This window comes from Thermodesulfobacteriota bacterium, assembly GCA_039028315.1.
GTDB lineage: Bacteria > Desulfobacterota_D > UBA1144 > Nemesobacterales > UBA2774 > CR02bin9.
In genome coordinates this window covers 1-7383 of sequence record JBCCIH010000125.1, presented here as the reverse complement: position 1 = coordinate 7383, position 7383 = coordinate 1, and the positions used below count along the sequence as shown (strand labels likewise).

General features: G+C 40.2%; 8 protein-coding genes. 5 read left to right on the top strand and 3 right to left on the bottom strand.

The features are described 5' to 3' along the window. On the bottom strand, nt 1–753 hold a 753-nt coding region (locus tag AAF462_08350), incomplete at its 3' end, for a transporter (protein MEM7009128.1). 129 nt (nt 754–882) lie between these two features. Then, a complete protein-coding gene (locus tag AAF462_08345; GenBank protein MEM7009127.1) occupies nt 883–1269 on the bottom strand; it encodes a hypothetical protein in 387 nt (128 codons plus the stop codon). A gap of 68 nt (nt 1270–1337) precedes the next feature. Here AAF462_08345 and argC point away from each other — a divergent pair, with 68 nt between their 5' ends. From argC to AAF462_08330, 3 genes are read left to right on the top strand one after another with little or no spacing between them, the layout of a single operon-like run. Then, nucleotides 1338–2312 carry an N-acetyl-gamma-glutamyl-phosphate reductase gene (argC, locus tag AAF462_08340; GenBank protein ID MEM7009126.1) on the top strand — a complete coding sequence of 325 codons (975 nt, stop codon included), beginning with the start codon at nt 1338–1340 and terminating at the stop codon, nt 2310–2312. An 8-nt stretch (nt 2313–2320) separates the two neighbouring features. Further along, entirely contained in the window at nt 2321–3787 is a 1467-nt protein-coding gene (locus AAF462_08335; protein ID MEM7009125.1) for a class I adenylate-forming enzyme family protein, read from the top strand. Between the two features lie 8 nt (nt 3788–3795). Continuing rightward, nucleotides 3796–4041 (top strand): phosphopantetheine-binding protein, encoded by a 246-nt coding sequence (locus AAF462_08330; protein MEM7009124.1) that lies wholly within the window; start codon nt 3796–3798, stop codon nt 4039–4041. 5 nt (nt 4042–4046) lie between these two features. Here the strand turns inward: AAF462_08330 and AAF462_08325 are convergent, their stop codons facing one another. Beyond that, a complete protein-coding gene (locus tag AAF462_08325) occupies nt 4047–4766 on the bottom strand; it encodes a hypothetical protein (GenBank protein MEM7009123.1) in 720 nt (239 codons plus the stop codon). A 96-nt stretch (nt 4767–4862) separates the two neighbouring features. Here AAF462_08325 and AAF462_08320 point away from each other — a divergent pair, with 96 nt between their 5' ends. Together AAF462_08320 and AAF462_08315 are read left to right on the top strand one after the other, a co-directional pair. Continuing rightward, the gene (locus AAF462_08320; protein ID MEM7009122.1) at nt 4863–5624 is read left to right on the top strand and encodes a hypothetical protein; all 762 of its coding nucleotides are present in this window, start codon (nt 4863–4865) and stop codon (nt 5622–5624) included. 253 nt (nt 5625–5877) lie between these two features. Next, complete coding sequence (locus AAF462_08315) at nt 5878–7128, top strand: RNA polymerase sigma factor RpoD/SigA (protein MEM7009121.1); 1251 nt, start codon at nt 5878–5880, stop codon at nt 7126–7128. Nucleotides 7129–7383 lie beyond the last annotated feature (255 nt).

The following is a 7383-nucleotide window of genomic DNA, read 5'->3' as shown; positions in this document are numbered from 1 at the left end:
TGCTCCCCATGCAGTTAGATCAAGCACATTGCCCAGGGTATAATCCCTATCGTTTTCTCCCAGTCTGATAACTCCGCTAACCTGCGATCCCCAGGAAATATTATTAAACTGCCCAAGGTAAGTTATACCGGGCAGGAGATCAAAAGTCCCTGAGCCAAGCTGCATAGGGTAGGGAAGCTGCTGATTTGGTCCCATTGGTGTTCGGTCTTTTTCATCTATAGACCCAGTTGGGAAACTCATTCCCGCGTTGAGATGAACCCGCTGACGGTAATTGTCGAATATCTTTATAAGCCCTGTGAACTTTATATCTCCAATACCGCTGGACTCTGTTTTAAACCTGGTGCCCATGCGGGTTAGATGATTCATAGATTTCTTTACATATGGAAGCATCCCCATAATGGTTATATAGTCGGTTGGAGCATACATAAGACCAAACATGTGCATCTGCATTGTCATATCTGTTGGCGTGACCATAAAGTCCTCAAGAACTCTCTGATTACTCACCTTATTTGTCCCAATCCTGTTTCCGTCCATATCCATAAACATATATCTATACGAAAACATTATCTCCCCGGTATTATGTGTATGATCACCCATGACACCTATTGGTGCATGGCTATCAGGCCTGGCAGGGTTCCATCTCATGGGCTGGGGTGGTTGCGCCTGTGCTACTAATGAACCGGTCATGAATACAGCTAATACAGCAAGCATTAAAAGCTTTGCTGTTAGATTATTGCTGCTTAAAAATTGCATAATTTTCCTCCGTTATGATTGCAATACCTAACGACCAAGAAACAACTACATATATAATATATATATGTCATATATATAAAAACATATGTTTCTTAGCCGATAATAGTTAAAGTGATTTATATATAAAACTTAGGTGTAAAACGGAGGGGAGCGGATCGGAAGGTTTACATTACGATCCTTGGTTTGTATCGCTTCAGCATACCAAGATGTGTGATATGAATATCTATTAAGTTTTAAAGTAAACGTTTTAGTTGTAATGAATGATGAAATTCTCTGAGGGCAGCAGTCATAACAAAAACAGTCTTTCTCTGCGCCTTCCTCACTTTCTGACGTGAAGAACAACTGGATCACATTTGAAGCATGATGGCCGCTGTGATGAGATGGACAGTTTACAATAGAATAAGATACGGACTCCGCTTTTGGCGGAGAATAGCTCTGCGATGAATAGAGCACAAAGTTTATAGACAGAGCTAAAATTAGTGATATAGATAAGACTTTCTTGATCTTGGTAATCATTGAACTGTTAAAACATTAACTTTTTTAAGATATGATATCAACAACTATATGTGCAGGGTTATTAATATATGAAAATAGGAATTCTGGGAGCAACCGGATACACAGGAGTAGAGCTTCTAAGGCTGTTGGCAAGTCACAAAGGGGTTCAGATCAGCTGGCTTACATCTGAAAAATTTGCCGGGGAGTCTATATCTGATGTATTCCCTCATTTTAAGGATATTCTTGATATCAAGTGCTACAGCGTTAGAAACTTGAGCGAGCTTGAACAAGTAGACCTAGTTTTCTCATGCCTTCCTCATGGTACATCAAAGCATTTTGTAAATAAGATGTTAGATAAAGGGTCGCGGGTAATAGACTTTAGCTCTGATTTCAGATCTTCAAATAAATCTGCATATGGCCTCCCTGAGATTAACAATGATCAAATTATGGAAGCAAAACTAGTAGCAAACCCCGGCTGCTATGCAACGAGCGTTATATTAGGTCTTGCCCCTTTGGCCCACGAGGGCCTTTTGAGTAAGGATAGTATAGTGGCAGATATTAAATCAGGTCTTTCGGGCGCAGGAAGGGCGCCCAGTCTAGAGCACCACTTCTCTGAATCTAATGAGGGCATCTCTTTAGGATCTGCATCTGCTCAAAATCAAGAAACCGAAATGGAAGAACAGCTCTACTTGCTCAATCAATCTAAAGTTCATGTTAGTTTTATGCCGCACAATGTATCAATTGACAGGGGCATACTTGCAACTATCTATACGCGTCTTAATAAGAAAACATCAACCCAACAAGCGCACAAAATCTATAATGAGTACTTTAGCGATAAGAAATTTGTCAGGGTACTTGGGCTTGGGGAATATCCATCAACTAAAAATGTTAGGTTCTCAAATATGTGCGATATTGGAATCGGCAATCGGGAAGGGTTATTTATAGTTGTTGTTGCTCTTGATAACTTAGGAAAAGGTGCATCAGGACAGGCGGTTCAGAACATGAATCTCATGTTCGATTTCCCAGAGACGAAAGGGCTAATGTCATCACCAATATATCCATGAGAAAATAAATGAGCACAGTCAGAGAGCTATTTCAATCAACTGTAAATAATTTCCCCCAGAACCTGGCTGTAGCCGAGGGTGACAAGAGAGTTACATATGAATATTTAGACTCTATGGTATCTAGCTTATCCTTATATCTACATTCTAAGGGTATAGCAAAAGGCGATGCGGTAGTAATACTACTTCCCAATTCAATAGAGTTTGTAGCAGCTTTTTTTGCTCTAGCAAATATAGGAGCTATATCTGTACCGGTAAACACATCGTATAAACAAAATGAGATTTCATATTATGTAGATCATTCTGATGCCAAGTTGATACTGACTGAGGATCGTCTTAAATCACTCGCTGATGATATTGCTAGCGGCTTAAATAAAACAGTTTCAATAGTAAAGGGAGATGGCGCTGACTGGTGCTCAGAAAATAGCGCCCTTGAACAAATACCCATCGAGCCCACAGATCAAGTTATCTATCTTTATTCTACAGGGTCAACTGGCAAACCTAAGAGAGTCTCAAGAACTCATAACAACCTAGTCGCACTTGCTGATAATCACACTCAAACTGTTGGATGGAGCGAGGATGACAGAATTCTTTTTACAGTTCCTATTTCTCATACTTACGGTTTCGGCAATTTTATAAGCTCGGTGAAAATTGGTGCATCAATCTTTACTCTGGCCGATTTTAACCGGGCAAAAGTTTTGCAAACGCTGCAAGCTGAGGCTATAACCGTCTTCCCTGCAGTTCCGGTTATGATTGATGTTTTATCTAAGACTTTTCTCAAAGAGCCGGTGGACTTATCTTCACTCAAGCTAGTTATATCTGCAGGAGCACCGCTGCCAGAGGCTACTTTTAACTCTTTTTACAAGCAGTTTGGGATATATACCCGTCAGCTCTACGGCTCGAGCGAGACAGGCGTGATATCGATTAACCTGAGCGAAGATATTCAAAGCACTTATAGCTCAGTTGGAAGACCGGTTGTAAATGTAGTGGTTAAAATATTAGATGAGAACTCAAAAGAGCTTGGAGTAGACGAGGTCGGGGAAATAGCAGTTAAAAGCCCTTCAATGACCACAAGCGGCTACTACGGATTGCCTGAGGAAACTAAAGAAGTGTTTAGAGACGGATACTATTTCACTGGTGATCTTGGGCGAATTGATAGCGAAGGCTACATATATATAGTGGGCCGCAAAAAGCTCTTTATAAATATCAGCGGAAACAAAGTTGATCCGGTAGAGCTAGAAAACTTACTCTTAGAGCATGATAGAGTTAAAGAAGCTGCAGTGCTTGGGGTAGAAGATGGAAAGGGCGGCGAGATTGTAAAAGCCGTGATTGTTTCTGAAAAAAGTCTTGAGACAAAAGATATAATAAGCTTTTGCAGAGGAAAAATTTCGGATTACAAAATTCCTTCACTTATAGAGTTTAGAAACGAGCTTCCAAGAAGCCCAACTGGTAAAGTTTTAAGAGAACAATTAAAATAGGATCTCATATGAAAACGGAAGATAGGGTAAAAAAGGTTCTCATTGAAAATGCTCTTAAGGGCATAGACTCAGATGAGCTTACGCTTGATTCTGAACTTATTGAATATGGGGTCGGCCTTGATTCCGTGGCTACTTTAGAGCTAGTAGTAGCTTTGGAGCAGGAATTTAAGGTCCATCTTGATGAAGATGAACTTACTGCAGATGTATTTGATACTATTAAAAGTATTTCAAAGCATATCGAAAAAAATCTATAGAATAACTAATCATCAGAAAGTCCCTTCTCTTTTAAGTATTCATCAATAGAGCTTGTAAATTCTTTTCTTACGCGCTCACTCGCTTTTCCTATGGGCTGGATTACTGCTTTTTCATATAGCTCCGCGGCGGTTGCTTCAAGTTTTGTATCACCAGTTGTACGGGCCATTCTCAGTACAGCAATTGAGTTATAGAATATTGCCTTAAATAGGGCTTCACGGGCGTCATTTATTTTAAAATCCTCAAGAGCTTTCTGTGCCTCAATTAGTGCATAGAACCCGACGCCGCAAAAAAGAGTAAGAAGCTTCTTGGATTCATCAGGGGACATGCCTTCAATTAGATAGACTAAAGGCGCTTCCACAATGGACTCTAGCTCTTTTTCACTTGTTATTATATGAGCAAGCTCCTGCACCTTGTCTCCATCAGCCTTATCGAGCAGATCCCTAAGCGCTCCCTGGACGTACTGCAGTGCAAAGCTATCTCTTATTTCTTCAGGGGTAAGTCCCTCAGACTTTAAAGCCTTAATTTGGGCCAATTTATCTATGGTTTTCTCTGGAAAGAGTAAAATTGTTTTAGTCTCACCCTCAACTTTGGTTCTTTTTCTTTTGGGTTTTGGGATAAGACCAAGTTTTGCCGATAATTTTATAGTTTTCTCAGGGTCATCACCTAAGCTGATTTTCCTTTTTATGGCTTCTTCAATAATTTCTTCAAGTGAAACATAAGTCATATGATGATATTACGCTGGTTGTAAAGCCCTTGTCAAACTTATTTGCTTAAATATTTGCCAATTGATTTTGAGGCGGCAATGGTTTATTAATTTAATATGGCCATCAGCAGTATTCTAATTTATGAACCGATCGATAGTTTTAGAGACAAAGCCAGTTACTGGAGAGAGTATGCGGAATTTTATGAAAAGTACTGGGGCGGGCCTACGTCTCCGCTAGGAGTATGGTTTGGAAATGAGTATGAGGTCTTTAGAGACTCGCTTTCTAAACATTTAGGAATGGACAAGGATGAGATAGAAGACTGCTATTTTATGAAAGACAAAGAGGGCAACTATTTTGTGGCCCCTATGTACTCTAAGTCCAATTCCTCTCACTCAGAAAACATAATTCCCCTGGACTGGTTCTTGTTATTTGACGAAACAGAGAGAAAGTCGCTCTACACACACTGGGGATTTAACGCCATTCACTACGATACGACAATTGGTACTGCTCTTGGCAGGATAGACAGTGCTCTAAAGATACTTTCCAAGTGTTTTGAAACTAACGAGTCTAACAAGCTAAAGTCACTATTCGCAGATAACCTAACGGTTCTCACCCACAGCTTAAGCGATCTGCAAACTTGGTTCTCTGGATTTGATCCGCAAGGGTTTGTAGTTCTAAATTACGGAGAGCTTTGTTCGTTTATCCACCCATCCACACTAAAGAACGAAAAATCTGTAGAGCAGATGTGGGAAATCCTAAACCTACTAAGCCAGCAAAAGCTTGAAGAGGCCTCTTCACATCTTCGCATTTTATTTCAAAAATGGGAAGAAATTAGGGCTCAGGCATCCGGCGAAATAGACAAATCCACCCTACAATAATAGGATTTTGCACCAAATTTAGTGTTAATTGAGCAAATTCTCTAAAAATATTACCCAATATTGAAAAAAAAGTGTATTTGTAAGTGGCTGATTTAACAACATATTTTCTGAATATGCAAATTATTTTAAGTTTTTTACTTAAATCTGAAACCAAATCTTAATCGTATTAGTTTATATGAATAACACGGATTTTATTCAGATGCATCTTATTTGCGCAATAATACATCAAATTAGTTAAGAAGGAGAGGAAATAATGTTGAAAAATTCGCAATACAATCAGTCCTTTGATTACGATAACGAACAGGTAGAAACTCCGAGCGTTGAGCCTGTGGTCGATGAACTAGCGGCCGAAGAATCACAGGATGTAGAAGAATATTTTGAGGAAGAAGAGCTTGAGAGCGAACCTGCCGCTGTGCAGGTGAAAAAGCCTAAAAATGAGGTCGATGTAAACAATCATGATCTAAGGCTCGTAAATGCATACTTTCAGGAAGTAAGTACGGAGCCTCTGTTAACTCCAGCGGAAGAGTGTCTTGTGGCTGCAAAAATAAAAAGCTGTGAGACAAAAGCTTTAGAGATCAAGAAAGTTATTGAGAAGACATTAGGTAGCAAGCTCGAAGTGGATCCTGAGAATCTAGAAGCACAGGTAAGCATAGTTCTTGAGTTAAATGCAGTTCCTTCTAAGAGCGGTGATAAGCCTCTTGATGCGAAGGAAAAAACAAGACTCATTATGCTTGTTAAAGCATATAAGGCTACGAAACAAAAGGGTGTTCAACTTAGAAACCGTTTTGTGAAGTCTAACCTAAGGCTTGTTGCCAGCATGGCAAAACGCTATGCTGGAAGGGGCATACCGTTTCTGGATTTGATTCAGGAAGGAAACCTCGGGCTTATAAAAGCAGTCGAAAGGTTTGATTACTCAAAGGGCTACAGGTTTTCAACCTATGCCTGCTGGTGGATCAACCAGGCAATGACAAGAGGTGTATTTAACCAGACCCGCACTGTGAAAATGCCGGCCTATCTATTAGAGAAGGCGGGCAAGGTAAGACATGTTAAGAGAGTTCTTACTGAACAGAATAAGCGTGAGCCTATTGCAGAGGAAATTGCAGAGAGGGCAGAGATGAGTGTCGAGAATGTAAAGAGGATTCTTGAGTCTAGCGGAAACAGGGTAGTGCGCCTTGATACTCCGGTTTATGACGGAGAGAAAGCAACCTATCTTGATTATATCGAAGACTCAAGCTCTCTTGTTGTGGACAGCATGATTGCCGAGATATCAATTCCCGGCAATATACAAAATGCTCTTCTAAGGCTCTCAGAGCGCGAGCGCGAGGTGGTTAAGATGCGTTTTGGCATTGGGTATGAAAATGCCTATACGCTCGATGAGATAGGAAAGAAATTTAAATTAACTAGAGAGAGAATCAGGCAAATTGAAAAAAAAGCGCTTGAGAGAATCAAAAGGTCAAAATCGGCTCCCGTGCTTAGGAGCCTCATGGATGTTTACAACCACTAGGTTGTAAACATCAATAAGCACACAAGATTCGCCATCTGCAAAATTGGGAGCCTAAGTGCTCCCTTTTTTGTATCTACACTCCAATACAAAAAGTTTACGCCGCTTCATGTACTATTAATGAGCTATGAAGAAGGGCGATATTCATAACATAGTAAAAATACTGTCCGAAGAAGCTCCTAAATGGGATGTACCTATTGTCACGCTAGTAGCGGAGACATCCCATGACCCATTTAAAGTCCTAATATCAACCGTACT